24 protein-coding genes are annotated in these 26,253 nt (G+C 73.9%); 5 read left to right on the top strand and 19 right to left on the bottom strand.

The window, feature by feature from the left end; genetic code table 11:
• Window positions 1-13: 13 nt before the first annotated feature.
• From mycP to ACFVVX_RS17380, 4 genes are all read right to left on the bottom strand, one after another.
• A complete protein-coding gene (mycP, locus tag ACFVVX_RS17395) occupies window positions 14-1,294 on the bottom strand; it encodes a type VII secretion-associated serine protease mycosin (RefSeq protein WP_387946302.1) in 1,281 nt (426 codons plus the stop codon).
• 120 nt (window positions 1,295-1,414) lie between these two features.
• A complete protein-coding gene (locus ACFVVX_RS17390) occupies window positions 1,415-2,914 on the bottom strand; it encodes a WXG100 family type VII secretion target (protein WP_387946300.1) in 1,500 nt (499 codons plus the stop codon).
• 43 nt (window positions 2,915-2,957) lie between these two features.
• Window positions 2,958-3,404 (bottom strand): hypothetical protein, encoded by a 447-nt coding sequence (locus ACFVVX_RS17385; protein WP_387946298.1) that lies wholly within the window; start codon window positions 3,402-3,404, stop codon window positions 2,958-2,960.
• A 100-nt stretch (window positions 3,405-3,504) separates the two neighbouring features.
• Window positions 3,505-4,200, bottom strand: coding sequence for an endonuclease V (locus tag ACFVVX_RS17380; protein ID WP_387946296.1), 696 nt, complete (start codon window positions 4,198-4,200; stop codon window positions 3,505-3,507).
• Between the two features lie 249 nt (window positions 4,201-4,449).
• Between ACFVVX_RS17380 and ACFVVX_RS17375 the strand changes: the two genes are divergently transcribed.
• Window positions 4,450-4,731: a hypothetical protein gene (locus ACFVVX_RS17375; protein ID WP_387946294.1), complete on the top strand. Its 282-nt coding sequence runs from the start codon at window positions 4,450-4,452 to the stop codon at window positions 4,729-4,731.
• Between the two features lie 35 nt (window positions 4,732-4,766).
• On the opposite strand, the gene ACFVVX_RS17370 is transcribed toward ACFVVX_RS17375, so the two are convergent.
• Both ACFVVX_RS17370 and ACFVVX_RS17365 read right to left on the bottom strand, forming a co-directional pair.
• Entirely contained in the window at window positions 4,767-5,474 is a 708-nt protein-coding gene (locus tag ACFVVX_RS17370; RefSeq protein ID WP_387946292.1) for an RDD family protein, read from the bottom strand.
• Between the two features lie 93 nt (window positions 5,475-5,567).
• Entirely contained in the window at window positions 5,568-7,049 is a 1,482-nt protein-coding gene (locus tag ACFVVX_RS17365) for an RDD family protein (RefSeq protein WP_387946290.1), read from the bottom strand.
• A gap of 413 nt (window positions 7,050-7,462) precedes the next feature.
• Here ACFVVX_RS17365 and ACFVVX_RS17360 point away from each other — a divergent pair, with 413 nt between their 5' ends.
• Window positions 7,463-7,879, top strand: a complete 417-nt coding sequence (locus tag ACFVVX_RS17360) for an SsgA family sporulation/cell division regulator (protein WP_387946288.1) — start codon at window positions 7,463-7,465, stop codon at window positions 7,877-7,879.
• Between the two features lie 116 nt (window positions 7,880-7,995).
• On the opposite strand, the gene ACFVVX_RS17355 is transcribed toward ACFVVX_RS17360, so the two are convergent.
• The 4 genes from ACFVVX_RS17355 to ACFVVX_RS17340 all read right to left on the bottom strand — a co-directional run bounded on the left by ACFVVX_RS17355 (window position 7,996) and on the right by ACFVVX_RS17340 (window position 13,734).
• Window positions 7,996-9,396 carry a glycosyltransferase 87 family protein gene (locus tag ACFVVX_RS17355; RefSeq protein ID WP_387946286.1) on the bottom strand — a complete coding sequence of 467 codons (1,401 nt, stop codon included), beginning with the start codon at window positions 9,394-9,396 and terminating at the stop codon, window positions 7,996-7,998.
• Between the two features lie 174 nt (window positions 9,397-9,570).
• Complete coding sequence (locus ACFVVX_RS17350) at window positions 9,571-11,202, bottom strand: cellulose binding domain-containing protein (RefSeq protein ID WP_387946284.1); 1,632 nt, start codon at window positions 11,200-11,202, stop codon at window positions 9,571-9,573.
• Window positions 11,203-11,521: 319 nt separating this feature from the next.
• Window positions 11,522-13,012 carry an ATP-binding protein gene (locus ACFVVX_RS17345; RefSeq protein WP_387946282.1) on the bottom strand — a complete coding sequence of 497 codons (1,491 nt, stop codon included), beginning with the start codon at window positions 13,010-13,012 and terminating at the stop codon, window positions 11,522-11,524.
• Entirely contained in the window at window positions 13,009-13,734 is a 726-nt protein-coding gene (locus tag ACFVVX_RS17340; protein WP_387946280.1) for a response regulator transcription factor, read from the bottom strand. The genes ACFVVX_RS17345 and ACFVVX_RS17340 overlap by 4 nt, the downstream gene beginning before the upstream one ends.
• A gap of 189 nt (window positions 13,735-13,923) precedes the next feature.
• Between ACFVVX_RS17340 and ACFVVX_RS17335 the strand changes: the two genes are divergently transcribed.
• Window positions 13,924-14,487, top strand: a complete 564-nt coding sequence (locus ACFVVX_RS17335; RefSeq protein WP_387946278.1) for a hypothetical protein — start codon at window positions 13,924-13,926, stop codon at window positions 14,485-14,487.
• Window positions 14,488-14,590: 103 nt separating this feature from the next.
• Here ACFVVX_RS17335 and ACFVVX_RS17330 read toward each other — a convergent pair whose 3' ends face one another.
• A complete protein-coding gene (locus tag ACFVVX_RS17330; protein ID WP_387946276.1) occupies window positions 14,591-15,121 on the bottom strand; it encodes a VOC family protein in 531 nt (176 codons plus the stop codon).
• 202 nt (window positions 15,122-15,323) lie between these two features.
• On the opposite strand from ACFVVX_RS17330, the gene ACFVVX_RS17325 reads away from it, so the two are divergent.
• A complete protein-coding gene (locus ACFVVX_RS17325) occupies window positions 15,324-15,881 on the top strand; it encodes an Lrp/AsnC family transcriptional regulator (protein ID WP_387946274.1) in 558 nt (185 codons plus the stop codon).
• 132 nt (window positions 15,882-16,013) lie between these two features.
• Here the strand turns inward: ACFVVX_RS17325 and ACFVVX_RS17320 are convergent, their stop codons facing one another.
• The 5 genes from ACFVVX_RS17320 to ACFVVX_RS17300 all read right to left on the bottom strand — a co-directional run bounded on the left by ACFVVX_RS17320 (window position 16,014) and on the right by ACFVVX_RS17300 (window position 20,661).
• The gene (locus ACFVVX_RS17320; protein WP_387946272.1) at window positions 16,014-16,820 is read right to left on the bottom strand and encodes a S16 family serine protease; all 807 of its coding nucleotides are present in this window, start codon (window positions 16,818-16,820) and stop codon (window positions 16,014-16,016) included.
• A gap of 37 nt (window positions 16,821-16,857) precedes the next feature.
• Window positions 16,858-17,508 carry an IclR family transcriptional regulator gene (locus tag ACFVVX_RS17315; protein ID WP_387946270.1) on the bottom strand — a complete coding sequence of 217 codons (651 nt, stop codon included), beginning with the start codon at window positions 17,506-17,508 and terminating at the stop codon, window positions 16,858-16,860.
• A 366-nt stretch (window positions 17,509-17,874) separates the two neighbouring features.
• Window positions 17,875-18,315, bottom strand: coding sequence for a DUF2752 domain-containing protein (locus ACFVVX_RS17310; protein WP_387946268.1), 441 nt, complete (start codon window positions 18,313-18,315; stop codon window positions 17,875-17,877).
• A gap of 2 nt (window positions 18,316-18,317) precedes the next feature.
• On the bottom strand, window positions 18,318-18,566 hold the full coding sequence (locus ACFVVX_RS17305; protein ID WP_387946266.1) for a TM2 domain-containing protein: 249 nt from the start codon (window positions 18,564-18,566) through the stop codon (window positions 18,318-18,320).
• A gap of 262 nt (window positions 18,567-18,828) precedes the next feature.
• Window positions 18,829-20,661 carry a DEAD/DEAH box helicase gene (locus ACFVVX_RS17300; protein ID WP_387946562.1) on the bottom strand — a complete coding sequence of 611 codons (1,833 nt, stop codon included), beginning with the start codon at window positions 20,659-20,661 and terminating at the stop codon, window positions 18,829-18,831.
• Between the two features lie 307 nt (window positions 20,662-20,968).
• Between ACFVVX_RS17300 and ACFVVX_RS17295 the strand changes: the two genes are divergently transcribed.
• Complete coding sequence (locus tag ACFVVX_RS17295) at window positions 20,969-21,430, top strand: SsgA family sporulation/cell division regulator (protein WP_387946264.1); 462 nt, start codon at window positions 20,969-20,971, stop codon at window positions 21,428-21,430.
• Window positions 21,431-21,666: 236 nt separating this feature from the next.
• On the opposite strand, the gene ACFVVX_RS17290 is transcribed toward ACFVVX_RS17295, so the two are convergent.
• Genes ACFVVX_RS17290 through ACFVVX_RS17280 form a run of 3 tightly spaced genes read right to left on the bottom strand, consistent with a single transcriptional unit; the run spans window position 21,667 to window position 26,077 of the window.
• Window positions 21,667-24,189, bottom strand: a complete 2,523-nt coding sequence (locus ACFVVX_RS17290; RefSeq protein ID WP_387946262.1) for a bifunctional lysylphosphatidylglycerol flippase/synthetase MprF — start codon at window positions 24,187-24,189, stop codon at window positions 21,667-21,669.
• Window positions 24,186-25,511: an alpha/beta hydrolase-fold protein gene (locus ACFVVX_RS17285; RefSeq protein ID WP_387946260.1), complete on the bottom strand. Its 1,326-nt coding sequence runs from the start codon at window positions 25,509-25,511 to the stop codon at window positions 24,186-24,188. Before ACFVVX_RS17285 ends, ACFVVX_RS17290 begins: the two co-directional genes overlap by 4 nt.
• Entirely contained in the window at window positions 25,508-26,077 is a 570-nt protein-coding gene (locus ACFVVX_RS17280) for a class F sortase (RefSeq protein WP_387946560.1), read from the bottom strand. Before ACFVVX_RS17280 ends, ACFVVX_RS17285 begins: the two co-directional genes overlap by 4 nt.
• Window positions 26,078-26,253 lie beyond the last annotated feature (176 nt).

The following is a 26,253-nucleotide window of genomic DNA, read 5'->3' as shown; positions in this document are numbered from 1 at the left end:
CGGCCACACCCCGTCAGTGGTACGGCGGCTGCTGCGGAGGCTGCGACGGCGGCGGGTACCCGTACCCCGGCGGATACGGGTACACCGCCGCGGCCGCCGCAGCAGCGGCCCGCCGCCGCCGCGCCCGCAGCGCCAGCCCTCCGCCGACCCCGCCCACCAGGACGAGCACCAGGGCGCCGGCCCCGATCAGCGTGTACGTGATCCCCCGGTTCCCCCCGCCCCCGGCAGCCGCCGAGGGCACGGGGGGCGCCACGGGGTCGTCCGAGGGGTCGTCCGTCGGCACCGCCGTGGTCGCTCCCGCCGGGGTTCCCTGCGATTCCGCCCGGCCCAGCAGCGGGTTCCCCCGAGGCCCGCCATCGACCGCGGGGTTGGGTTCCAGGGCCTTCGCGGGAGAGACGATCCCGTAGCCGTAGTGGGCGTTGGGGACCGCCGAGCCGTCGGACGGGGCAGTGGCGCTCTTGATCATCCGGTTGATGACCTGGCCGGCGGAGAGGTCAGGGTACTTCGAGCGGATGAGGGCGGCGATGGCAGAGACATAGGCCGTCGAGTCCGAGGTGCCGTCACCGACGCCATAGGCCGACGTCGACTTGCCGGTAGCGCGGTAGATCCCTACGCCCGGGGCGGCGACCGTGGTCTCGGGACCGGGGGTCGACTGCTGCCACACACTCCCCTGAGCGTCTATGGCAGCAACGGCCACCACACCCGGGAACGCGGCCGGATAGTCCACAGGTGCGGACTGCCCCCCACTGTTCCCGGCGGAAGCGACGAGCACGGCATCCTTGGACACCGCGTAGTTGACCGCGGCACGTACCTCGGAGTCGAGTCTCGAGGTACCGCCCACGGACATGTTGATGACCTTCGCCCCGTGATCCACCGCGTACCGGATCGCCAGCGCGAGATCGTTCTGCTGAAGGTCCGGTGATTCGCCACCCGACCTCATCTTGACGGGGAGAATCTTCGCTCTCGGCGCCAGCCCCATGACACCTGCCTGCGAACCGTGTCCGTGCCCGGCGATCAGACTCGCCATTCCGGTACCGTGGCCGTCCTTGTCGACACGGCCGTCCGTCTTCGCCCCGGAGAAGTCCGCACCTGGCAAGACCTGACCAGTCAGATCCTGGTGGTCCTGATTGACGCCGCTGTCCACGACGGCGACCACGACGCCTTCCCCTTGACTCACCGGCCAGATCTTCGTCTCAGCCGCGTACGTCTTCAAGGGCCATTGTTTGTCGCGGATCTCGTCCGCCACCGCCGGCGAAGCACTGGAGACCCAGAGTACGAATCCGGCGGCCAGCACGGCTCCGCCTCGCGTCAGTCTGCTGCTCGTCAAGCCCGGTCACCCCACTCAGCGAAGCGTCCCGCAGATCACCGACCTGCGGGACGACTGGTCATCGGCCCGTCTTCCTGAGGGCAGGACTCATTCCACCACGTTCGGATTCACCGGCTGGTCCGACGCCCAGGTCTCCTCGTCCTCGACCAGGTAGTCAGGACGCCTACCGTCCTTCTCCTTGTCCTTCTTGCGTCGCTGGCCGTCCGCCAGCGGCACACCCGGCCCGGTACCGCTCGGGCCGTTCGTGCCCAGCTCTCCCTTGCCCCGGCCTCGGACTCCGAGCCCGGAGCCGCCCTCGGTGAACGCCTGCTTGGCACCGGCGCCGGCACCCGTTCGTCCACCCTCACCGACAACGCCTCCGGTCCGCCCGGGCAGACCGCCTCCGGGGCGGGCTCCTGCAGCAGACCGGCCGCCGGAGCCGAAGCCGCCCATGTGTGCCTCGCCCGTACCGAACGTCTTGCCGCCGCGGGCCGCGGCCTGGCCGGGAGTGCCCGCGCGGTTCGACCCGTCCTTGCCCTGCACACCGGACTTGCCCTGGCCTGCGGTCGGCCCCTCGGACCGCCCCACTACCGGCCCGCCGCCGTTGGCACGGGGCCCGCTCCCGGGTCCACCACTCTTCAAGGTGGCCGGGAGACCCCCCGGCTGGCCGCCTGGTTGACCGCCCGGCGTCCCGAAGTTGGTACCGGAGGTCCCCGAGTTGGCGGACGGTGTGCTGGTCACGGGCGTGGTGGGAGTAGTGATCGTCGTGCCGTCGATCCCGGTGCCGGGACCGTAGTGGGTGGCGGACGGCGGCTTCGGCGCCGCCTGTGCGGTACCGCCCTTGATGCCCGAGTCAGCCGGCGGGGTACCGCCCTTGGTGCCGGGGTCGGTCGGTGTCGACGTCGTCGAATGCTTCGACGCAGGCTGGTCGACAGTCTTCGGTGACCGCGGCGCCGGGCCGGTGGTGGACACCGGAGCCGATCGGGTACCGGTGTAGCCGGCACTGGACATCACGGCGCTGAGCGCCGCCGAACCCGATGGGTCGTCAGGCGACGTCACCTCGGTGGTGTTGTCACGGCGAACCGGCGGCGGCGGACCAGGCGGAAGCGGCGGCTTCAGCATCGGCGCCGCAACGCGGTACCGCATCGCGAGGGTCTGCATGACCGCCGCGGCCTCGGCCTTCTTCTGGTCCGCGACCGGGGTCTTGGTGTCCTCGTCGTCCCCGCCGAAGATGGAGGAGACGGTGTCGCCGACGCCGTCCTTGACCTGCTCCCAGTTGCTCGGCTCCTCCGGCATGTTGCGCTTCGCCTGGTCGATGGCCTCGGACATCGCCTTGAGCGTGATGGCGGCGTCGTTGGCGTAGGAGGCGGCGTTGTTGATGGTGGTGGCGAGGTGGAGCATCCGGGTGTGGAACGCGTCGCTGGTGGTGCCCTCCCAGGTGACGGCCGCCTCGGTGCTGGCCGTGGTGAGGGTGGCCCGGATGGCCTTGAGGGTGTCTGCGGCGCGGCGCCAGGGGTCGCTGGCGGCCATCACCTCACCGGAGTTCAAGGCCTGGGCCATCCTCCGGAGTTCGCCGTGGCTGAACTTGGTGAAGTCGGTGTAGCTCATCCGCGGTCGCCCCCGTGCGTGGTGTTCGTCGTCGGCCGCCCGCTCACTGCTCGGACTTCCCGCCGTGGTTCCGGGGCGGGGCCACCGTGTGCGTGTACGCGGCGGTGCTGGTGGCGGACGGGGCCGCCACGGACCAGCCGTCGTCGCCGAGCTTCAGCTTCTTCGCCGTGTGCTGTTCCTGCTCCTCGTAGTTGGTGGCGGTGAGTTCGGCCTTCTTCTGGGCGTCGTCCACGGCTTCCTGGAGCAGGTTGAGGACGTCCCGCAGGCCGTCCCGCATGGCGCCGTACCGGCTGTGCAGGTCGGCCGCCTCGGCGAAGGTGCCGAAGGCGCTCTTGCCGATGCCGCTCTGGCCATGCGTCCTGGTGCCGTCCGCGTGCTGCTGGAACTCCGCCAGCAGGACCCGCACCTGGGCCGCGAAAGCCCTCAGCTGTTCGACCTCCACGCGGTAGCCGCTGCCGGCCCCACCGCTCGAACCAGTCCCCGTACCCACTGCCGGCGCCTCCCCCGTACGTCCTGTCCGCTCCCCGAGGGACATGTCTAACACATGGCCCCGGCAACCAGGATGGCATCACAACCGAACCGCCGCACAGTCAGTTCGCGGACGTCTGCGCCTGCAGGGCGGCGAGGGTGCGGCGGCAGAGCGAGTCGGCGCGGCGGGTGGTCTCGGGCAGGCGGTACCGGCGGGCGAGGGCGAGGGTGGTGTCCACGGCCTCGGCCAGGCCGATGCGGTGGCCGACCGAGACGAAGACGGGCTTGACGCCCGGACTGGTGCGGACGGCGCGGCCGACCTCCTCGCCGGTGGCGGGGTCGGTCAGCGGGGTCCAGGAGCCGCGGGTGGTGCCCGGTTCGCTGTGGTCGAAGGTGAACGGGGTCTTGGCGACTCCGAGCGTGCGCAGACCGGTGAGGACGCCGAGGTGGCTGGCCAGGCCGAGGCGGCGCGGGTGGGCGAGGCCGTAGCCGTCGCAGACCACGGCGGCGGGGGTCCGGTCGAGCGCGGCCAGGGCGTCCAGCACGGCGGGGAGTTCACGGAAGGCGAGCAGACCGGGGACGTAGGGGAAGGCGATCCGGCCGACGGCCGTGGCCTCCTCGACGACGTCGAGGGTGGCGCCGTCCAGCAGGACGGCGGCGGCCACCACCAGGTCCCTTTCGTCGTCGTACGCGACGTCGACGCCGGCGATCAGGCCGTCGTCGGGGGCGTCGCCGTGGGGCTGGACGAGCGGACGCAGCCGTTCCTGTTCGGCGAGCGCCTCGGCCTCGGTGGCGGGCCAGTCGGCGGGGATGGGCACGGGGGTCCCCCAGTGGGTGTCGGCGGTCCGGTCGTGATCACCGTACCGAGCGGGTCGGACGACCCCGGGGTGAGCCCGTGCGCCCCCCGTGCCCCGGAGTGGCAGGGTTAGGCTGTACTTACCGAACTCCCGTACCGGGTAGGACTCGTAGCACCGGGCAGGGCCGACCGGCAGCACGCTGCCCGAGGCCGTGCCGACCAGCACCGGCACCAACCCCGCCCGTTCCCCCCGACGTGCGAAGGACCCGCCATGCCGCGCCCGACCCCCGCCCAGACCCTCCTCGGCACCTTCACCGTCGTCGCCGCCACCGTGGCGCTGCTGGCCGTCTCGGGCGCCACCGGCGTCCGGGAGGTCGCCGTGCTGGTGGGCTTCGCGCTCGCGCTCGGCACACTGGTGACGCTGCTGTCGATCTCCACCGCCGAGCTCCGGCGCCCCGCCGCCACCCCCGAGCCCACCCGGACGCCCGCGCCCACACCGGCACCCGCACCCGCACCCGCACCCGCCGGGCACGAGTACGCCCGGCAGCGCTGAAGCGCCACCGGGCGGTACCGGCCGGGGAGGACCGCTCAGGCCGTGGTGACCACCACGGTCTTCGCGGCCTTGTCGTGGATGCACTGGCGGTACGGCTTGTCGAAGACGCCGAACATCCCGTCGATCAGCCACCACAGGGCGGCGCAGCAGAGCACCGCGGGGACGACGAAGACGGCGGCCCTGGTCCAGGCGGCGGACTGCGTCGGCTTGTTGCCGTCGATCAGCATGGCGACCCGGACCTTCATGGCCTTCTTGCCGAGGGTCTGGCCGTCGTGGCTCAGCATCAGGGCGTCGTAGACCAGGTACAGGGCGCAGGCGAGCCAGAACGAGCCGGCCGAGCCGGCCCGGTCGCTGAGGCTGGCGAACGGCAGGATCAGGAGGATCGCCACGACCTGCACCAGCAGGTAGTCGATCAGCCGGGCGAGGATCCGGTTCGGCCAGCTGCCGATGGGCGGCATCCCGGGAACGGGGCCGGCTCCGGGCGTGCCGTGCCCGGTGGGGCCGTACCCGGGCGGCGGCTGGTCGTACGGCGACCCGCCGTACGGGGAGCCGCCGGGGGCTCCTCCGTAGGTGCCGCCGTACGCGCCGGGGCTGTCCTGGGGACCGCCCGCGGGCGGCGGCTTTCCGTACGGGTCCGACGGCGTACCTTCCGGCACGCCGCCACCCGACTGCGGGGGCTGCTTGTCGAAGGGGGGCTTGCCGCCCCCCTCCGGCTCGGGGCCTGAGGGGTCGTAGGTACTCATGCCCCGAGTAGAACATCACACATTCTATGAATTCGGGATATTCCGTCTGTTTTGCCCCGGTTGCTCCGGCTCGGGCGGCCGGAGTGCGACGGCTCAGTCCCGGACGACCCGGGTGCGGGCCGCCCGGTCCTGCCAGCCGCGCCGGGCGGGGCGGTCGAGCACCGGCCAGATCAGGCCGATCAGCAGCACGGCCGAGAGCTGCCTGACGAGCCATCGGCGCAGCGAACGCCCGAGGGAGAGTCGGCCCCGGGCGGCGGTCGGGGACGCGTCCACCACCCGGATCCGGGCCAGGCGCTTGCCGAAGGTCTGCCCGGTGCGGGCGGTCGGCAGCACCTCGTAGAGCAGGCCGACGAAGGCCAGGATGCCGAGCAGGACGGCGAGCTTGCCGACCACCACGCCGTCGAGCATCCAGACCTGCACCTGGCGCCGGGTGAGGGCGCTGGCCATCCGGGCCTGGTCGAGCTTCTGCTGGAGGTGGGCCGCCACCGAGTTGCCGAGCGGGATGCCGGCCGCGGTGGCGACCACGGCCAGGACGGCGGTGTCCACCAGCCGGGCGACCAGTCGGCGCCCGAGTCCGGCGGGCGGGCGCGGGGCCGGGCGGCGCCGGGCGGACGGGCGCCGCTGGGCGGGCGCCTTGGCCGGTCCGGGGACGACGGGCCGGGCGGCAGCGGGAACGGCAGCGGAAGCAGAAGCAGCGGCAGCGGCAGCAGCGACAGCAGGACCGGGAACGACGACCGGCACCGGAGCGGCCGCGACCACGGCGACCGGCGCAGCCGGCACCGGCCCGGCGGGCTCGGCCTCGGCCTCGGCCCGCCCGCCCTCGGCCCGCCTGTCGACATGCGCCTCGACGCTCCCGTCGACCCGCACCTCGGCAACGCCCTCCGACGGCGCCTCCCCGAAGGAGGTCGCCCCGGCCGGGGAGCCGCCGGCCGGAGAACCGTCGGCCAGGGAGCCGCCGGACGGAGATCCGCCGACCGGGGACTGTCCGGGCAGCATGCCCCAGGAGACCCAGCGCGGCGCATCGCCCGTGTCCAGCAGACCGCGCTGCGCCTTCGGGTCGACCTGCCAGGCGGCCTGCTCCGCCCCGCCGCGGCCCGCCTCCGGCCCGGGCCCGGACTCCGCCCCCGTCCCGGACTCCGACGCCACCGGACCCCCGGCGCCCCCCGGGCCGCGGAAGACCGGGCCGCCCGCAGGCAGCGGCTCACCCCGGCCGTGTCCGCGCAGTTCCAGTCCGACCTGCGGCGCCAGGCTGAACGAGGCCCCGCCCGCCGTCTGGTCCAGGTACACCGGCCCGGTCTCGCCGGACGCCTCGGGCGCGGCCTCCACGACCACCGGCGGCGGCACGTACCGCGCACCCGCCCCCTGGCCCGGACCGGCGCCCGCCGCCGCCCGGCGCGCCACGAACCGGGGCGGCTCCAGCACCTCGCCCTCCGCCGGAGCGGGCCGGCTGGTACCGGGCACCCAGGCGGTGCCGCCCCAGTAGCGGACGAAGCCGGGGATCGAGGGGTCGGGGTAGTAGCCCGGTGTGGGGCCGACAGCCGTGTCCGCGCCGCCGGCGAAGGGCCGGTCCGTCATGGGGGTCTTCTTTCCTGGCAGGCCGATGCGGCTAGCCCAGTGAGCCCAGTGCGTCCGGTTCGCCGATGGCGCGCGGGCGCGGGGCGCCGCCGATGGGCGGACAGTCGCCAGGCAGTCACAAAGGGTAGTACCTCGGCGCCCCGAAAACGGGAAGTTGGCTATTCACCGGACAGTGCGGGCCCAACCGGGGTAGGAAGCGGCTCCCCGGCTCGTCCCCGCCCCCGGCGTGCGGCGGGTGGGGGCGCGGAGGTGGGGGCACGCCGGCGGCCCCGCGTCCGGCACTCCTCCGGCGGGGGCGGCGGAACCCGGCGAAGAAATCTCGGAAACGTGTGTAAGGGCGCGCCCGCACCGCGCTCTCACAGGGCACCGGGCCCGAAACCGGGCACGAACCCAAGGCAGAGAGGAAGCCGATCATGGAGCGCCCGACGAGCGTGGTCGAGCACGAGTTGGAGCTCAACCTGGTGCTCTCCCCCGAGCACAGCGTCCCCGTCCCGGCCCGGCTGTCGTACGGCAGCCACGACCCGTTCGCCGTGCACATCACCTTCCACCTGGACACCGGCTCGCCGGTCACCTGGGTGTTCGCCCGCGAGCTGCTGGTGGAGGGCACCTTCCGGCCGTGCGGGCAGGGCGACGTGCGGATCTGGCCGACCCGCTCGGGCCGGCGCAGCGTGCTCTGCATGGCGCTGAGCTCACCGGCCGGGGACGCGCTGCTGGAGGCGCCGCTGCCGGCCGTGGCCGCGTGGCTGGAGCGGGCGCACCGGCTGGTGCCGCCGGGCAGCGAGCTGGCCGCCCTGGACCTGGACGGCTCGCTCGCCGAGCTGCTGGCGTGACGGGTCCGGGCCGCGACCGCCCGCGCACCGGACGTCCCAGCACCGAACGTCCCAGCTCCGGCCGCCCGCACCGCACCGTCCCGGGCGGCCCGCAGGCCGGCCGGCCGACGACCGGATCAGCGGGCCGCGGGGGCCTGCTGACGGTCGTGCGCGGGGCCCGGGCGTCCGCCGGCACGCTGGCCGGGCAGCCGGACGAGCGGGGCGCCGGCGGCCCGCCGCCTGGCCCTTATGCGTAGCGCTGCGGCCAGCAGGAAGCAGACCCCGACCAGCGGGTACACCGAGGCCGGGACCTGGCTGACCGCCGGGAGGTGCAGGTCGAGGTCGCCGTGGTGCGGCACGACCCACATCCCGAAGGAGAGGAAGCCGACCAGGGTGGCGCCGAAGGCGGCCCGCCAGCGCACCCGGCGCACGGCCTGCGGGCGGCCCTGCTCGACCGCGGCCTCGCAGGCGAGCAGGGTGAGCACGGGGACGCACCAGACCCAGTGGTGGGTCCAGCTGATCGGCGAGATCAGCACGGCGGTGACGGCCGCGCAGCAGACCCCCCACGCCTCCGCGCGGGGCAGCCAGCGGGCACTGGCCGAGGCCCAGACCGCGATGGCGAGGCCGGCCACCGCGACGGTCGCCGAGCCGAGGGTGGCGAGCGTGCCGGGATCGGCGGTGTGCAGCAGCCGCGCGAAGGCGCCGCGCACCGACTGGTTGTCGACGATCTCGGTCTTGCCGACCCGCGAGGAGTCGTAGAGGTACTTGGTCCAGAAGCCCCAGGTGGCGTCCGGCAGGACGAGCGCGCCGATCAGGAAGGTACCGAGGAAGGTGAAGCCGGCCACGAAGGCGGCCCGGATCCGGCCGGTGATCAGCAGGTAGACGGCGAACAGGCCGGGGGTGAGCTTGATGCCGGCCGCGATGCCGATCGCCAGGCCCTTGCTGCGGCGGCCGTCCGGGCGGGTGAGGTCCCAGAGGATCAGGCAGGCCAGCGCGAGGTTGATCTGGCCGTAGCGCAGCGTGGTGAAGACGGGTTCGAGCCAGACCCCGCAGCCGGTGACCAGGATCACGCCGAGCGGGCGCAGTTCACGGCGCGGCCACCCGACGAGTTTGAACGACAGGTGGGCCAGCAGTGCGAGCAGCCCGAGGTTGCCGAGCGTGATCGCCACCCGGAGGAACGGGATCGGGAACCAGGTGGTCGGCACGAACAGCATCGCCGCGAAGGGCGGGTAGGTGGCGGGCAGGTTCCACTCGGTGACCCGCAGCCCGTAGAGGTCGGTGCCGTCGGCGACGGCGCCGCCCTCGGCCCGGTAGACGATCATGTCGACCATCGAGGTGTTGACGAAGTGCCGGACGACCGCGTACACGACCAGGGACAGCAGTGCCACGGCGGAAACGGCCAGCAGCGGGCCGCGCGGCGCCTCGCGCAGGGCCCGGACGGGCGCGCCGAGGGCGTCCTTCAGGCGGTCCGACAGGGGGGCGGGCGCCTTGTCCGGTGCTGTTCGCACCTCGCTGCGCTCGTCGTGCACCGCTGTCACTGTTCGCTCCGTCCACCGCTCGACCAAACTGCGACGATACCGGATGCCCGCTGCACCGGCCTGGGCAGAGTTGGTCACCGAGAGTGATCAGGTGGACGGAGAACACCCCGGCCGGCCGTACTCCGTTGCGGGCGGAGCACGGACGGCCGGGGTCCCGGGGAGGGCTCGAAGGGGTCAGCCGGTGTAGGCGCCCAGGGTCCGGGTGAAGTCCAGCGGCTGCTGGACGATGCTGCTGCAGCTGGCGTCGGCGTAGGCCTTGGCGCCGCCCTCGCAGGCCTTGTCGCGGGTGCCGGACCACATGGCCAGCCAGGCCAGGTGCTTGGTCGCGGCGAAGTCGGCGAGCTGCTTGGCGTCGGCGACGGTGAAGATCTCGCTGGCCACGTCGTTGACGCCGATCATCGGGGTGACGGCGACCTTGCGCCAGGCGCCCGCGTCGTCCAGCCCGAGCACGCTCTTCACCTGGGCCTGGGTGGCGGTGGCGGCGGCGATGGCGTACTTGCCCATCTGGCCCTGCGGGTTCGGGGCGACGCCGTCGCCGAAGTCCATCGCCATGATGTTGACCGCACCGATCGCCACGCCGTTGTTCCTGGCGTCGGCGACCAGGTTGACGCCCTCCTGGGTGAGGCCGGAGGGCAGCGCGGGCAGGGTGAAGGAGACGTCCAGGGCCTTGCCCTTGGCGGTGGCGTTCTTCTGCAGCTGGGCGATGGCCTGGGCGCGGCGGGTGTTGGCGGCGGTGTTGCTGATCGCACCGCCCTCGACGTCGAAGTCGACCTTGGTCAGGCCGAAGGTGTCGACGGTCTGCTGGTAGACGGCGGTCAGCTCGGCCGCCGAGGAGCAGGCGAGGGCCAGCTCGCTGCCGTTGGCTCCGCCGAACGACACCCGGACGTCGCCGCCGATCGCCCGCAGGGCGCCGATCTGCGCCGCCACGGCGTCGGCGGACAGGTCGCTGACACCGCCCCACTTGGGGGTGCAGCCGCCGCCGGAGACGACGAAGGCGAGGTTGAAGTTCCTGACCCCGGTGGCCTTGGCGGTGGCGACCAGGTCGTAGGGCGGGTAGAGCGAGGTGTCCACGTACGGGGCGAAGCCCGCGCCGCCGACCGGGGCGGGGGTGCCGGTCGCGGTGGCGGTCGGGGTCGGGGCGGGCGTGGTGGGCTTGGCGGTGGCCGTCGCGGTGGGGCTCGGGGAGGCCGTGGTGGGCTTCGCCGTGGCCGTGGCCGTGGCGGTCGCGGTGGCCGTCGCCGTGGCGGTCGCGGTCGGCGAGGCGCTGGGCTTGCCGGTGGCGGTCGGCGAGGCGGTGGGTGAGGCGGTGGGTGTGCTGGTCGGGCGGCCCGAGGGGGTCGGCGCGGTGCCGTCGCCCGCCTTGCAGGAGGCGTTGTTGATCAGGCAGTTGCCGGGCTCGCCCTGGGCGGCGCCGGAGCCCTGGGCGACGAAGCCGACCACCACGCTCTTGCCGGGCTCCAGCCGCTTGTTCCAGCTCTCGGGCTTGACGGTGACGTGCTGGCCCGCGGCACTGAAGGTGGCGTTCCAGAGCGAGTCGATCTTCGCGCCGGCCGGCAGGTCGAAGGAGAGCGTCCAGTCCTCGATCGCGCTGCCGTCCGGGTTGGTGACCAGGTACTGGCCGGTGTAGCCGGCCTCCCAGCTGCTGGTGCGGCTGTAGACGGCGCCGAGGGAGGCGGCGCTGGCCGAGGACGCGAGGACGACGACACCGCCCGCGACGAGCGCGGCGGCGACGGCCGAGGCCCCGATGACGGCGCCCTTGCGGCTGCGCCGGCGGCGCCCTGAGCGGCGGTTGGGCTGGGTCGTCATGGGCGTACCTCCGTTGGGGGCCCCTCCCGTCCAAGGGGCGGGGAGGCAGGTGTCGAGGGTGTCGGCCGCCGCTCGGGCGACCGGCGCGCACGACGCTAGCGGCGCCCGGAGGCCGGATCCGGCCGGCTGAGCGAGGGGAACAGCTCCCTTAGGACCTGGTTAAGGAAGAGGTCGCCCGGTAACGGGCCGCCCGTCCGTCCGGGGCTCACACCCGCCGCCGTGGACACCGCCGCACGGGCCCGTCACGCCTGCCGTCGCACCTGCTGCCACACCTGGTGCCGGGTCACTTCCCGTCCGGAGGGCGCTTCCGGACCGTGGGTCACTTCTGGAACAGCGAGGTGCGGCTGCGCCGGCGGCTCGCCCGCGCCGGGGCGCCGTCGGTGCGGGTCTGCAGCCGCAGCCGGATCTCGGCGCCGCCGAGCCCGGCCGAGCGGCCGAGCGCGAGGTCCCCGCCGGTGGCCTCGGCCAGCTTGCGGGCGATGTCCAGTCCGAGGCCGGTGGAGCCGTCGCCGCCGTGCCCCTGACCGCGCTTCAGGGCGGCCTCCGGGTCGGTGAACCCCGGTCCGGCGTCGCCGACCAGGACGATGACCGAGCTCTCGGTCGCGAGCACGTCCACCGAGAAGGCGGTGCCGACGGCGGTGTGCCGGAACACGTTGCCCAGCAGGGCGTCCACGGCGGCGGCGAGGTCGCCGCGCTGGACGGGCACCGGGGTGGTCCGGTCGGCGCCGGCCAGCTGCCAGCGGCGGCCCTCGTCCTCGGCGAGCGCGGACCAGAAGCCGGCCCGCTCGCGGATCACCTCGGCGGCGTCGCAGCCGACGGTGACGACGGGCGCGTCCTCGGGCGCGCGGCGGGCCGAGCGGATGATCTGGTCGACCTCGCGCTCCAGTTGGGACACCGCGTGCCGGGTGGCGTCGGCGGCGTCGCCCTCGCCGAGCGAGGCGGCGTTGAGCCGCAGCACGGTGAGCGGGGTGCGCAGCCGGTGCGAGAGGTCGGCGGCCAGCTCCCGTTCGGCGGCGAGCAGTTGGACGACCCGGTCGGCCATCGCGTTGAAGGCGTGGCCGGCCTCGCGCAGTTCCTCGGGGCTGCCGACGGTCTGCTTGCCCTCGACGGGTACCCGGACGGCGAGGTTGCCGGCGCCGAGGGACCGGGCGGCGGCGGCCAGCCGCCGGGCGGAGGCGACGATCCGGGCACCCATCCGGTCGGCGACCAGCACCGAGATGGCGACCAGCGCGAGCGCCACGGCGGACAGCACCAGCCAGGCGGTGGAGACGCCGCGGGTGAGGTCCTCGTCGGCCACGAACACCTCGACCACGGCCGTCCGGCCGGTGTCGACGGCGACCGGCTGGAGCAGGGCGAAGCCGCCGGGCACCTCGACGGTGAAGGAGCGGCCCTGGCCGCCCGCGCTGGCCACGTCGGCGCCGAGCGCCCGGGCGTCGCCGATGGTCACCCCGCCGCCCGGCACGGCAGGGGCGGCGGGCGCGGCGGCCGTCGGGGGCGCGGCCGTGGCGGCGGGCGCCCCGGTGGCGGATCCGGTGTCCGGCGCCGGCGTCGGCAGGTGGACGGCCATCCGGCCCTGCGCGCCCGCGTCCGTGCTGGCCACCGCGCGGGCGATGGCGTCCTGCTCGGTGGTGATGGCGAGCGCCGGGCCGAGCGCGGCGGCCTGCCGCTCCGCCGCCGTGAACGCGCGGTCGCGGGCGGTCTGCTGGACCATCAGGCCGAGCGGGATGAGGAAGGCCAGCGCGACCATGGTGGTACCGGCCGCGGCGGCCTTGATCAGGGCCCAGCGCAGCGAGCGTCCGAACCTCCTCATGTCCGGTGCTCCGCGGGAGCCGGTCCGGGCCCGTCGGGGCGGCCGGGGGCCTCCAGCCGGACCCCGACACCGCGCACGGTGTGCAGGTAGCGCGGGTTGGAGGCGGTCTCGCCGAGCTTGCGGCGCAGCCAGGAGAGGTGGACGTCGATGGTCTGGTCGCCGCCGTAGGTCTGGCGCCAGACCTCGGCCAGGATCTCCTTGCGCGGCACCACGACGCCGGGGCGCGCGGCGAGGAAGGCCAGCAGGTCGAACTCGCGGCGGGTGAGGTCGAGCTGTCGTCCGTCCAGGGCCGCCTCCCGGCGCTGGAGGTCGATGGCCAGGCCGCCGACTCTGAGCACCTGGGCGACCGGGGCCGCCCCGCCGCCGAGGCGGCGCAGCACGGCGGCCATCCGGGCGCTGAGGTGTTCCCCGGAGAAAGGTTTCACCAGGTAGTCGTCGGCGCCGTCGTTGAGCAAGCGGACGATCTCGGCCTCGTCGTCGCGGGCGGTGGAGATGATCACCGGCACATTGGTCAGGCCGCGAATCATCTTGAGCGCCTCGCTGCCGTCCAGGTCGGGCAGGCCCAGGTCGAGGATCACCAGGTCGCAGCCGACCTGGGCGACCTCGCGCAGTGCCTCAAGTGCCGTGCCCACACTGCGGACCGCGTGACCGGTGTCGGCCAGGTGCCGGATGAGGGCGGATCGTACGAAGGGGTCGTCCTCGACCACGAGCACTGTTGCCATGGGGCTGCACGGTACGCCATCGGGCCCGAGTGGTCTGTACCTCGGGGTGGGTCCCGGACCGGGTCGCGGACGGAGCACCGGGCGGGGTGCGGCCGGCTCGCTCCGCCCCGGGGGATTTGTGCAACTTCCCTGCTCAATACCGGGGGTGCCCACCTGCGGAACCCCGGAGTACGGCAGGATGTGCGCACGATGCGGAACGGACTGGTACAGCTCGGCGCCTGGGCGGCGGCCACCGGGGCAGCGGTGGCGCTGTCCTGGCTCGGCGTGCACACGGTGCTGACCGGCGCCGCGTTCGAGCAGCCCTCGGCGCTGCCGCTGCCGTCCCCGGCCTCCACCGGGACGCGCCCCTCGCCGCCGGCCTCCACCACCCCGGCCCCGGCGGCGCCGTCGGCCCAGGCGCAGGCCGCGCCCCCGTCGGGACCGGCCGCCGCGCCGCCCTCCTCGGCCGCGCCCGGCGGCCAGCGCACCCCGTCCCCGCCCGCCGCCCAGCCGTCCACGCGCAAACCCGTCCCGGCCACCGCCACCACCACCTCCTCGATCCGCAGCTATCTGGTGCCGGGCGGCAAGGTGGCGCTGGACATCCGGCCGGACAACGCCTCGCTGGTCTCCGCGACGCCCGATCCGGGCTGGAAGATGGAGACGTGGAAGGGCGACCAGTGGATGCGGATCGACTTCACCAAGGGCGACCAGGCCAACTCGGTGTTCGTCGCCTGGAACGGCCACCCGCCGGACGTCACCACCGCCATCCGCTGACCTGCCGGACGCCCACCGGCCGGACGTCCGTCTGCCGGAGGTGGACCCGCTGCCCGCCGGCCCACCGCCCCGCTCGACACCTCCCCGTCGGCCGCCGCCCGGCTCACCAGTGCTCGACCGGCAGGTATCCGGGCAGGTAGGGCCCGGTGTAGCCGGAGCGGTCGACCAGGGTGTGCCTGGTCCCGCCGGGCACCCCGATCGCGGCGAGCACCACCGTCCCGTAGCGGTCGTGCACCTCGTAGGGCTCGCTGAGCGGTCCGGCGCCCCGGTCGACGGCGTAGTCGTAGGCGTAGTAGACGTCCGGCACCGCGAGTGCGAGGTCCACCACCCCGTCGCCGTGCCGGGCCAGGTGGGCGGCCAGCTCCCGGCCGCGCGGGCCGATGACCTGGACCAGCGAGGTGAGCACGATCCGCGTCCCGGGCGCCCGCAGGACGTAGGAGACGGTCTCCGGCTCACCGGTCTCCGGTCCGGCGTAGGCGGTACAGCGCAGACCGAGCGCGGCGGCGTAGCGGCGGGCCGCCCGCTCGGCGTCGCCGACCGCGAAGACCACCGCGTCGGCGTGCCCCATCGGCACGAGGTCGGGCTCGTCCCGGACGGCGGTGAGCAGGACGGGTTCGGCGGCGGTGTCGGTCATGACGGCCCTCCCGGTAGGCGTACGGGACCACACGGAGCCCTCGCGCCCGGTGTGGGGCCCGGTGCACGGGGTTGTGGCTGGAGGGTGGCGCCGGGCCGACCGCCGCGCAACTGTTCCGTTTCCTCCTGGTCAAGCTGTGTGCCGGGGCGGCAGAATCGGCCGCACCGCTGTACAGAATGCCCACCGGAGGACGGAGCCCGCGATGCCCCCCGACCACGCCCCGAGCGCCCCCGACTCGCCCAACTCCCCTACCGTGTACGGATCTTCCGGCGCATCGGCGGGCAGCGGCAACGATGCGATCGACCCCCTGGACGGCCGGCTGATCCGGCTGCTCGCCGAGGAGCCCCGGATCGGGGTGCTGGAGTGCTCGCGCCGCCTCCAGGTGGCCCGCGGCACCGTCCAGGCGAGGCTGGACCGGCTCCAGGCCAAGGGGGTGATCGGCGGCTTCGGCCCGGAGGTGGACCCGGCGGCGCTCGGCTATCCGGTGACGGCCTTCGCCACGCTGGAGATCTCCCAGGGCCAGGGCCAGGACGTGCGGGCCCACCTGGCGGCCGTCCCGGAGGTGCTGGAGCTGCACACCATCACCGGTCGCGGCGACATGATGGTCCGGATCGTGGCACGCTCCAACGCCGACCTGCAGCGGGTGATCGACCGGGTGGTCGGCTTCGACGGGATCGTCCGGTCCTCGACGGCGATCGCGCTGGAGAACCCGGTGCCGTACCGGATCCTGCCGCTGGTGGACCAGGCCGCGGCCGAGTAGCGGCGGCCCGCGGACCGCGGGGCCTGCGGGCCGGGCCCGGGGCGGGCCCCGCGGGGCGACTCGCGGGGCGACTCACCGCCAGTTCAGGCATGTGCCAGCGGCCCGCGAGGGCGCCCGACGTCCCCGACCGCCTCAGCAGCCGGGGACGCTGCCGCCGCTCTTCAGCGCCTCCAGCGCGGAGACCGCCTCGCTCAGCGTGCCGACCGGCACCAGCCGCAGGCCCTCGGGCGTGTTGACCTTGGCGTCCGTGCACTCGTCCTTGGGCAGCAGGAACACCGTGACGCCGTCCCGGGCGGCCGCCTGCGTCTTCAGCGGCACGCCGCCGACCGCGCCGACGTTGCCCTCGTCGTCGATGGTGCCGGTGCCCGCGATCTTCAGCCCGCCGGTGAGGTCGCCGCCCTTGCCGTCCCCGGCGAGCTTGTCGACGATGCCCAGCGCCAGCATCTGGCCGGCGCTCGGGCCGCCGATGTCACCGAGGTCGACCTTCACCTTCACCTGGTCCGGTGAGAGGTGGAGGTAGGAGAGCGCGGCCGCGGTGGCGCTGTCCTGCGACTGGGCCATCTGCTGGGCCGTCACCTCCTCGGCCTTGGCCGGGTCCTCCTGGGGATAGACGGAGTCGGTCGGCCGGATCGCCTCGTCCTGGTCGAGCCAGGCCTGCACGGAGCGCCAGAAGGTGGTGCGCTCCCCCGGATTGGTCGCCGAGATCGTCACCATCCGCAGCTCGCCGTCGGTGGCGCGGACCGGCGCTCCGGTCACCGTGAGCACCGGACGGCCCTGGTAGCTGCCGAGGGTGTCCGCCGTCACACCCGGCCAGGTGAGCGTGTAGGGCAGCGGGACGAAGGCCGCCACACCGAACAGCGCGGCGACCAGTGCACCGCACAGCGCCAGCGCGCGGGTGCGGGGAGCGGTCAGGGCCTTGGGCAGCTTGAGGTCGGACACAGAGGCATCCAAACACACCCGGCCCCCGCGGCGGGCATCACCGCAGGGCGTCGGCGACCTCGGTCGCGGCCTCCACCACCCGGGGGCCGACCCGCTCGGGGACGAGCCCGTTCAGCATCACCACGCCGACGCTGCCCTCGATACCGCTCAGGCCCAGCAGCGCGGCGGCCGCGCCGCACGCCCCGGACTGCTCCTCCGCGCGGGTGATGACGAAGCCCTGCTCCGGCCGGCGCTGCCCGGGGAAGCCCCGCGCCTCCAGGATCGCCCGTCCGGCGGCGCTCTCGCTCAGCGGATGGCGCAGGCCGGTCCGGTACGCGACGTGGAAGTCCGTCCAGCTGGGCTCGACCACCGCGACGGCCAGCGCCTCACTGCCGTCCACCAGGGTCAGGTGGGCGGTGGCGCCGAGGTCCTCGGCCAGGCTGCGCAGGGCGGGCAGCGCCGCCTCGCGCAGCAGCGGGTGCACCCGGTGCGCCAGGCGCAGCACGCCGAGGCCCACCCGGGCCCGGCCGCCGATGTCCCGGCGGACCAGGCCGTGCTGTTCCAGGGTGGCGAGCAGCCGGTAGACGACCGTCCGGTTGACGGCCAGCCGGGCCGCCAGCTCGGTGACGGTGAGCCCGCGCTCGGAGTCGGCGAGGAGTTTGAGGACCCGGACTCCACGGTCCAGGGTCTGGGAGGTCTCTGCAGTCACGACGCGCATTTCCTTTCCGCGGCTGTCGCGGAACGGCGGCGCCGGTCCGGGACTCAGGGTGTCGCGCGCAGGCGGGTGGCCGCGCTCGGGCCGCGGTGTGTCGTCCTTGACGCCCTGGCGGTCCTGCGGCGCCCGTCTCGCGGGGGGTTACCCGGCGGGAGAGCGTGTGGGAAAGGTAGTGAAGGAATTGTCGCGGCGGAAGTGCTTGTCCAAAATTCGGTCATGATCGATTTCATCGGGCATGGCAAATCCGGGCAAATAGCACTATTTCCCTGGGCTCGGCAGCGCGTAAGTTCGAGCACAGTCCGAAGTTCGGACACCTCGGGTGGAGGGGGGTGATCACCCGGTGACAGAGAGCCGAGATCGTCAGAGCAGATTGCGCAGGACCGCCCAGCCCGCGGCGGTGCCGAGCAGTACGGCCGTGCCGCGCCGCCCGAGCGGCGGGCGCCAGCTGCGCCCGGCCAGGCCGTGCCGCAGCCAGGTCAGGTAGAGCAGGGCGACCAGCGGCAGGGCCAGCAGCAGCGCCGCGTTGTCCTGCCAGGCCGCCGCGAGGTCGCCGTGCAGCAGGTCGTAGGTCATCCGGGTGCCGCCGCAGCCGGGGCACTGCAGGCCGGTGACCTTGCGGAACACGCAGAACGGCAGGACCTGTCCGGGCAGGTGCGGATCGCGCGACCACAGGTACCCGGCCCCGGCCAGGCCCCCGGCGAGCACCGCCAGCGGCGGACCGGCCGTGCGCAGCCGGGCGGGTACGACAGAACCGCCCCGGCCGTCGTGGCCGGGGCGGCGTGCCGCACGCGTCGGGCGCAAGGTCAGTTGCTGCGCAGCAGACGGCCCTGGGCGTCGGTGCGGTCGTTGCTGGTGAGGAACAGGATGCCGTCGATCAGGGCCCAGACGCCGAGGCCGCCGCAGGTCAGCAGCTGGGCGATGCCCATGCCGATGTGGCCGGTGTAGAAGCGGCCGACGCCCAGGCTGCCGAGCAGGATCTGCAGGATCCCCGCGACGACCTTCGACTTGTCGGAGAGCTCGGGCTGCTGCTGGGCGTAGGGGGGGTACGACACGTTCGGTGTGCTCCTTGTGATGGCATGTCCGGGGGCGGCGACATGGTTGTCGCCCCCTCGGGTCGGTGAGGTCGCCGGCCCGGCTCCCCGGGGGCTGCGGCGTCCGCCCGATACGGGGGACGCGCAGCTGCGACGGCCCGGAAGCGGCGCGGCACGCGGAACACTAGCCGATCATCACACCGGATGTCTCTTCAATTCCTTCACGTATACCTGAATGTCATATGACCTTGGCTCAGGTACCCGATAACCGTCTGACGTCCGATTACTTCGCCCATTCCCGGATTCGGGCGATCCGCGCCGTGAGCTGGTTGGCGGTGGCCTGGGCGGTGAGCGGGCCGCCGCACTGGCGGCGCAGCTCGTTGTGGATGGTGCCGTGCGGCTGGCTGGTGCGGTGGTGCCACGCCGCCACCAGTGCGTTCAACTCCTTGCGGAGCTCGCGCAGTTCCTGGTGGGTCACGACTGGCCGCTGCTCGGCGGGCAGCTCCAGCAGGTCGGCCTCCTCGGCGGGCTTGGCCTTGCTGCGCTGGATCTGCCGGTGCTGGCGTTTCTGCAGCAGCATCTGGACCTGGTCCGGCTCCAGCAGGCCCGGGATGCCGAGGTAGTCCTCCTCCTCCTCGCTGCCCGGGTGCGCCTGCATGCCGAACTCCATGGCGTTGTACAGCACCCGGTCGAAGACCGCGTCGGAGCCGATCGCCTCGTAGGAGAACTCGTCGCCGCCGGCCCCGTCCGGGCCGTCGTTGGCCCGCTCGGCCTCGGCGAGCAGCCGGTCCTCCTCGTCGAAGAGGCCCTCGCCCTCCTTCTTCGGCCGGTCCAGCACGTGGTCGCGCTGGAGCTCCATCTCGTTGGCGAAGCCCAGCAGCGTCGGGATGGTCGGCAGGAAGACGGAGGCCGTCTCGCCGCGCTTGCGGGCGCGCACGAAGCGCCCGACGGCCTGCGCGAAGAACAGCGGGGTGGAGATCGAGGTGGCGTAGACCCCGACGGCCAGGCGCGGCACGTCGACGCCCTCGGACACCATCCGGACCGCGACCATCCAGCGGGAGTCGCCCGCGGCGTAGTCGGAGATCCGCTTGGACGCCTCGACCTCGTCGGAGAGCACCACGGTGGCCTTCTCGCCGCTGATCTCGCGGAGGATCTTGGCGTAGGCGCGGGCGGTGTTCTGGTCGGTGGCGATCACCAGGCCGCCGGCGTCCGGGATGGCCTTGCGGACCTCGCTCAGCCGGCGGTCGGCGGCCTGCAGCACGCTGGGGATCCACTCGCCCTGCGGGGCCAGCGCGGTGCGCCAGGCCTGGGCGATCAGGTCCTTGGTCATCGGCTCGCCGAGCCGGGCCTCCAGCTCGTCGCCGGACTTGGTGCGCCAGCGCATGTTGCCGCTGTAGGACAGGAAGATCACCGGGCGGACGACGTGGTCGGCGAGCGCGTGCCCGTAGCCGTAGGTGTAGTCGGCGACCGACTTGCGGATGCCGTCGCCGCCCGCCTCGTACTGGACGAAGGGGATCGGGTTGGTGTCCGAGCGGAACGGCGTACCGGTCAGCGCCAGTCGGCGGGTGGCCGGCTCGAAGGCCTCGAAGCAGGCCTCGCCCCAGGACTTGGAGTCACCGGCGTGGTGGATCTCGTCCATGATGACGAGCGTCTTGCGGGCCTCGGTGCGGTTGCGGTGCAGCATCGGGTTCACGCCGACGCCCGCGTAGGTGACCACGATGCCGTGGTAGTCGCGGGAGAGCGGCCCCGAGGAGTACGCCGGGTCCAGCCGGATGCCTATCCGGGCGGCGGCCTCGGCCCACTGCTTCTTCAGGTGCTCGGTCGGCGCGACCACGGTGATCTGCTGCACCAGGTGGTTGTGCAGCAGGTACGAGGCCAGGGTGAGCGCGAAGGTGGTCTTACCGGCGCCCGGGGTCGCGACCGCGAGGAAGTCGCGCGGCTGCTTCTCCAGGTACGTGTCCAGCGCCCCCTGCTGCCAGGCGCGGAGCTTGCCGGCGGTACCCCAGGGCGCGCGGCCGGGGAAGGCGGGCGACAGGTGGTGCGAAGCGGCCGACGCGCCATGGCCGGCGGCCCGGACGGGCGCGTGCGGTTCGGCTGCGTCGGAGAAGAGCGGCATCGAGGAGGCGGCGGCAGTACTCACGGTCTCCGAGGGGGGATCGTCGCAGGTCAGGGCAGTAATAGCGGCCCAGCCCCGCGGTCGGGCGGCAATCGGACAACCGGTCCAGCGTACCGGTTGGGCGCGTTTGGGGCCGCCAGGCTCGGCCCTCGGACGGCCCGCGCGGCCGGAAACCGATGTGACGCAGGTCACCACCACGGGTTGGGAAAACCGGGTAATCCCACGCGCCCTGCCCACTCTCACCCGAGTGAGGCCGCCCCACCCTCCACAGCCGCCACCCGGCCTCACCGCGCCGAAGGGAACCGCCGTGCACACCGCCGCCGTCGAGCAGACCGTCCACGCCAGTCTGATCATCACCACCCACCGCTCCATCCGGCTGCGGGTGACCCTGCGGTACCGCCCGGAGGACCCGCTCGCCGTGCGGATGGCCTTTCCGGCCGAGTTCTCGCTGGACGAGCCGGCCGCCGGCCCCGCCCCCGCGTGCGGCGGGGACGGCGAGGGCGGCGGCCAGGACATCGAGTGGGTCTTCGCCCGCCAGCTGCTGACGGCCGGCCTGGAGCTGCCCGCCGGTGTCGGCGACGTCCACATCCGGCCCGCCCTGGGCCGACGCACCATGGTCGAGCTGCGCGCGCCCGAGGGCACCGCGCTGCTCCAGTTCGACACCACCGACCTGCGGCGGTTCCTGTGGCGCAGCCGCCTGCTCGTCCCCGAGGGCGAGGAGCACCTGCACCTGGACGCCGACCGCGCGCTCGCCGAGCTGCTCGGCTAGGTCCTGTCCGGCCGATCTTGCCGGGCGCGCGACGCCGGGCATCCCGCCTGAACGCACGCCCGAATCACCCAAGTACGTCCAGTACGAGGGCGATCCGGGCGCACGCCCAACCGGGCGCCCAACGCCGCGCGCTGATCCGCCAAGATCGACCGGACAGGACCTGGCGCGTGCCGAACCGTCCTGGGGTCCGTCGTCCGGGAGCGCCCCCGCGGCTCCCGGCCGCCGGCCCCGTCGGCTCAGAGCGACAGCCGACGCATCAGCCGGACCCCCTGCGCGGCGGTGAGGTGCGGCAGGTAGGCCTTGCCGATCGCCCGGGTGATGCTGGCGAGCGCCGCCGGGTCCGGGTAGGACATGTACATCGGCCGGTACTCGGGCTGGAACTTGGCCTTGAACGCCAGCAGCGAGCGGAACCCGTACACCGGCTCCAGCACCCGGCCCATCCAGTCCAGCATCCGCTGCAGCCCGCCCGGGTCCCCGCCCTGCCCGGAGCGGGCCAGCGGCGCGCCGGACAGCGAGAGGAAGCGCGCGCCCTCCTCCTTGAAGCCGAGCGCGGCCGAGGCGATCAGGAACTCCGTCACCCCGCGGAAGCCGTCCGAGCGCCGGCGCATGAAGTCCAGGGTCCAGCCGACCGGCTCCCCCGCCTCGTACACCGGCATCCAGCTGGTCACCCCGTGCACCCTGCGGTCCTGGTCGACGGCTATCAGCACCCGCACCGCCGGATCGTCCAGCTCCTCGAGGCCGCCGAGGGTGAAGCCCATCTCGGGCAGGCCCTTCTCGGAGACCCACTCCTCGGAGATCGAGCGGATCTGGTCCTTCAGGGCGATCGGTGCCTCGTGGTACGACCACCACTCGGCGCTGATGCCCTGCTTGCCGGCCTTGTTCAGCGCGGTCCGGATGTCCTGCCACTTGCGGCCGGTGAAGGCCAGCTCCGGCAGCGCCACCACGGTGTCCTCGGCGACCTGCAGCGAGCGCCAGCCGAGCTGCTCGGCGGCGTCCCGGGTGGCCGGGGTGACGCTGTAGAAGCACGGCGTCCAGCCGCGGGCGTCGCAGAACCGGGCGAACCCGGCGACCGCGCGCCGGCGGGCCTCCGGCTCGCCGAACGGGTCGCCGGTGGTCAGCGCCACGGTGGACAGCACCCGGTAGGCCACGGCGGCCCGGCCGTCCTCGTCGAACCAGTAGTGGTTGCCGTCCCAGGTGGTGATGAAGGACAGCGTGCCGCCGCCGTGCTCGGCGAGCAGCGCCCGGGCGCGGGCGGCGTCCTCGGCGTCGGCGTGCAGCACCGGCCGGCGGAAGGCCAGCAGCAGCGCGAACAGCGCGACCGCCCAGAAGGCCAGCCCGCAGTACGTCTCCAGGAAACGGGCCACCGGGCCGACCGCGATCGGGTAGTCCGGCATCAGGTCGTTGTAGGCCGGCGGCAGGAACTCGGCCGGCAGCCCGGAGACCATCCCGCGGAAGGTGGCACCCGGCTCGAACTGCTCGGCCACCAGGATGCCGAGGCCGGCGTACGCGGCGCCGGCCACCAGCAGGGCGCCGCCGAGGACGGCGGCGAGCCGGCCGACCACCACGCCCTGCAGCCGCAGGCCGAACCGGTGCCGGGTGGTGACCAGCAGGCCGAGGGTGAGCAGCGGCAGCAGCAGCGCCTCGACGAAGTACTGGACGGTGTCGCCCGTGCCGGCGCGGGTCCCGACGAACAGCCAGGCCAGCAGCGCGGTCCAGAGCAGCTCGGTGGCGACGGTGATCCGCCAGGCCGAGCGCAGGCCGCGGCGCAGGCCCTCGGCGAGGACCAGCAGCAGCGCCGGGAAGAGCGCGGCCATCAGCCGGGCGGGGGTGTCGAAGATCCGCTCGACGGCGTGCGCCCGGGCGCAGTCGTGGGGCGAGCCCGCGCAGAAGTCCGCGACCTCGTCGGGGGTGAGCCGGTGCGAGAGGTAGATCTCGGAGAAGGTGTTGAACGGCCCGCTGGCGTTGTCGTACAGCGAGGCGAGCAGCGGCCCGAGCGCGGCGGCGACCAGGCAGAGGGCGACCAGCACCCGGACCTCGGTGTGCGAGGTCCGGCGCTGGCGGGAGTACGGCCGCACGCGCAGGAACAGCGCGCCCGCGCCGAGCCCGATCACCGCGCCGGTGAACCGCTGGACGCTCTGCAGGTGCCCGACGTACAGCGTCATCACCAGCGGCACGAGCACCACCAGCAGGTGCAGCCGGCGGCGCCAGAGCACGGTGAGCCGGTAGCCCAGCACCCCGGCCAGGGCGAACAGGCCGACGCCGGGGCCGGTCGAGGTCTGGTCGGCGACCGAGTCGGTCCACTGCTCGCCGACCCGGGAGCCGGCCTCGACCAGCGCGGTGCCCAGCAGGGTCCCGAGCAGCTGGCCGCCGACCAGCACGCCGACGGTCCTGACCCGGCCGATCCGGCGCTCGGCGGCCGGGCCGACCAGGAGCAGCAGCAGGCTGGTGAAGACGTACGAACCGGTGCCGGAGCACCAGAACAGCGAGGTGAACGGAGCCCACCAGTGCCCCGCCGTCAGGGTGGGCACGCCGACGCCGACCTGGGCCAGCAGCCGGTCGGACGGGCCGCCGACCAGGCTTCCGGTGGCGGCGCCGACCGCCCACAGGCCGGCCAGCAGGGTGAGCGTGAGCGGCGCCGCGCGCAGCCGGGCGGCGAGCGCGCGGGCGGCCCGCCGGGCCCGCTGGGGGCGGGGTTCCGGCCCCCGGGCGACCGGGGCCTGGTCGAGTACCGGCCGGGGGTCCGGACCGAGCCGGATCACCGGGTGAGCCCGGTCTGCTGGGCGAGCCAGGGCACCTGGGCGACCATGCTCGGCCGGAACACGACCCAGCCGTGCCCGCCCGGCATCAGGTCGAACTTGGCCGTCATCCCGGCGGCCAGCGCGGCTTCGTAGACCCTGCGCTGCATCACGACGAAGTCGTCGTCCTTCTCGCCGACCACGATCGCGCCGACGGTGTCGGGGAAGCGCTTGCGCGACATCACGTCCAGTGGGTTGACCGCCGTGAAGGCGTCCTCGTCCCCGTCGAAGGCGGCCTTCACGGTCTCGGCGCGGCTGCCGAGGGTGGGCTCCTCCTGCCCGGCCATGTCGAGGAAGACCCCGTAGACCTGGGGGGCGTTGACGGCCAGCTGGAGGGCGCAGGTGCCGCCCATCGAGGCGCCGCCGATCACCCAGGAGCGCCGGTCCTCGGAGGCCTGGAGGTTGTGCCGGACCCAGTTGGGGACGTCCTCGGCCAGGTAGGTCTGCGTCTTGCCGATCTTCGAGTCGAGGCAGAGCGGGTTGGCCCAGGTCGAGCCGAGCTGGTCGGGCATCACCACGATCGGGGCCAGGCCGTCGTGCTCGGCGGCGAAGGCGTCCAGCGTCTCGTTCAGCTGGGCGGTGTGCACCCAGTCCTCGGGGACGCCGGGCTGGCCGCCGAGCATCACGATGACGGGCAGCAGCGGCCGGGGGCTGGCCTGGTAGGCGGGCGGCAGGTAGACGTAGGCGTCCCGGGCCTTGAAGCCGGACTTGACCCCGGGGATGGGCGTCTTGGAGACGGTTCCCTTGTCGGGGAGCCCGGGCGGCGCGTGCCAGACCTCGGAGAGGACCTTCCCCGGCGGCGCGGACACCGTTCGGGCCTCCTTGCTGGTGGTGAGCTCCTGGGTGTGGGAGAGCCACGGCGCCAGCATGACCCGGCCGCTCGGGTACTGCTCGAAGCCCCGGTTGACCTGCGAGGCGCCCATGAGCAGCACCAGCGCGGCGCCGACGGCGGCCAGCACCCGGCCCCGGCGGGCCAGTCGCGGCACCCGGAAGCCGAGCAGGCAGAACCCGGTGACCGCCCAGGCTATCCACCAGATGACGTACCGGGGCAGCCCCTCGGGGAAGGGGTGCCACCAGTCGTCGACGGCCATGTCGACGAGCTTGGTCAGGACGGCGGCGAGCACGAGCGCGGCCGGCAGCCGCCGGTTCCACCAGGGCCGGCCGCGGGAGACGGCGAGCGCCAGCAGCGAGCCCCAGCCGGCCAGCAGGACGGCGCGCGGGATCGGGCCGTGGATCAGCGACCAGTCGATCGGGTTCCAGGTGACAGCAAGCGAGACGGTGTTCATGCGCCCTTCCCCGGCCGGGTGGTGTCGGCCAGGAAGCCGTACGCGACGACGTTGCCCTCGTAGCCGCGGTCCTCGCTGTACCCGCCGCCGCAGGTGATGACCCGCAGCTGCGCGTCGGCAGCCTGCCGGTAGACCCGGTCGTCGGGGAAGTCCTTCCGGTCGTGGACCTCGATGGCGTACAGCTGGTACACGGCGGTGGCACCGTCCTCACGGGCGATCTCGATCCGGTCGCCGCGGTGCAGCGCGCCCAGGTGGTAGAAGACCGCGGGACCGTTGTGGTTGTCGACGTGCCCGGCGATGATCGCGGTTCCGCGCTGGCCGGGGGTGGCTCCGCCGCGGTACCAGCCGGCCAGGTTGCGGTCGGCCTCCGGCGGTGCCTGGAGGTGGCCGTCGCCGTCCAGGCCGAGGCCGGTGACGGGCGCGTCCAGCTTGACGGCCGGGATGCGGATCCGGGTCGGGGCGGAGGCCCCGAGCGGAGGGACGACCGAGACCGGGGCGAAGCCGGAGAGGGCCTGGCCGCCGCCGGGGAGCGGGGGGAGCCCGCCCTGGCCCCCGTCGTGCAGCATCCAGGCGCCGAGGACGAGCGCGGCGCCGACCGCCAGGGTGCCCGGCCACGGACTCCTGTTCTGCTGGGCGCCCACCCGGCGCCTCCCCTCTGCTGATGACTGATCGTTCCTGGGAGATTCCTGGGAACAATCCAACCGGATCGGACTTTAAGGCACATCAATACGATGGTCGTATT

The organism is Kitasatospora sp. NPDC058170, assembly GCF_042883905.1.
Lineage (GTDB): Bacteria > Actinomycetota > Actinomycetes > Streptomycetales > Streptomycetaceae > Kitasatospora.
Note: the sequence above shows the minus strand (reverse complement) of the source record. Positions and strands in the feature narration are given on the sequence as shown.

Bases quoted from the DNA above. Each gene is read 5' to 3' on its own strand.
- ACFVVX_RS17340 (WP_387946280.1), bottom strand. From the start codon at position 13,734: ATGGCAACAGTGCTCGTGGTCGAGGACGACCCCTTCGTACGATCCGCC.
- ACFVVX_RS17285 (WP_387946260.1), bottom strand. From the start codon at position 25,511: ATGAACACCGTCTCGCTTGCTGTCACCTGGAACCCGATCGACTGGTCG.
- ACFVVX_RS17360 (WP_387946288.1), top strand. From the start codon at position 7,463: ATGGAGCGCCCGACGAGCGTGGTCGAGCACGAGTTGGAGCTCAACCTG.
- ACFVVX_RS17330 (WP_387946276.1), bottom strand. From the start codon at position 15,121: ATGACCGACACCGCCGCCGAACCCGTCCTGCTCACCGCCGTCCGGGAC.
- ACFVVX_RS17345 (WP_387946282.1), bottom strand. From the start codon at position 13,012: ATGAGGAGGTTCGGACGCTCGCTGCGCTGGGCCCTGATCAAGGCCGCC.
- ACFVVX_RS17390 (WP_387946300.1), bottom strand. From the start codon at position 2,914: ATGAGCTACACCGACTTCACCAAGTTCAGCCACGGCGAACTCCGGAGG.
- ACFVVX_RS17375 (WP_387946294.1), top strand. From the start codon at position 4,450: ATGCCGCGCCCGACCCCCGCCCAGACCCTCCTCGGCACCTTCACCGTC.
- ACFVVX_RS17300 (WP_387946562.1), bottom strand. From the start codon at position 20,661: ATGCCGCTCTTCTCCGACGCAGCCGAACCGCACGCGCCCGTCCGGGCC.
- ACFVVX_RS17335 (WP_387946278.1), top strand. From the start codon at position 13,924: ATGCGGAACGGACTGGTACAGCTCGGCGCCTGGGCGGCGGCCACCGGG.
- ACFVVX_RS17280 (WP_387946560.1), bottom strand. From the start codon at position 26,077: ATGCTGCACGACGGGGGCCAGGGCGGGCTCCCCCCGCTCCCCGGCGGC.
- ACFVVX_RS17365 (WP_387946290.1), bottom strand. From the start codon at position 7,049: ATGACGGACCGGCCCTTCGCCGGCGGCGCGGACACGGCTGTCGGCCCC.
- ACFVVX_RS17325 (WP_387946274.1), top strand. From the start codon at position 15,324: ATGCCCCCCGACCACGCCCCGAGCGCCCCCGACTCGCCCAACTCCCCT.
- ACFVVX_RS17350 (WP_387946284.1), bottom strand. From the start codon at position 11,202: ATGACGACCCAGCCCAACCGCCGCTCAGGGCGCCGCCGGCGCAGCCGC.
- ACFVVX_RS17370 (WP_387946292.1), bottom strand. From the start codon at position 5,474: ATGAGTACCTACGACCCCTCAGGCCCCGAGCCGGAGGGGGGCGGCAAG.